The organism is Brevibacillus sp. SIMBA_040 (assembly GCF_046535075.1).
Lineage (GTDB): Bacteria > Bacillota > Bacilli > Brevibacillales > Brevibacillaceae > Brevibacillus.
Window position 1 is genome coordinate 1 of the sequence record NZ_JAWRXI010000139.1, and the last position, 281, is coordinate 281.

1 protein-coding gene is annotated in these 281 nt (G+C 27.0%); it reads right to left on the minus strand.

Annotation, left to right across the window (positions count from 1 at the left end; all coding sequences use genetic code 11):
• Positions 1-97: 97 nt before the first annotated feature.
• Positions 98-281, minus strand: a 184-nt coding sequence (locus SB752_RS32295; RefSeq protein ID WP_410719480.1) for a hypothetical protein, incomplete at its 5' end; no start/stop codon positions are given.

The window sequence follows — 281 nt, forward strand, 5'->3', positions numbered from 1 at the left end:
ACTATTATAAAAATCAGTTAATTTTATTTTTGACTTCTAATTTCAAAAATAACTGCTATTTATGATCCAAAAGTTATGTCGTCAATGGTATAGTTTATTATTCAACCTTTTCGAGCTCAAGAATTGTTTTACTTCCGTCAATATTTTTGTATTCAAGTCTTACAAAACCAAAGACAGGATTAAAATAAGAAAGTAGTTCTGTTTCTCCGATTCTGCTTTTAGCTTTGGCATTAATTATAAAGCATTCTAAATTTCCAAGTTTGGTCGATATGTTTTTCTTT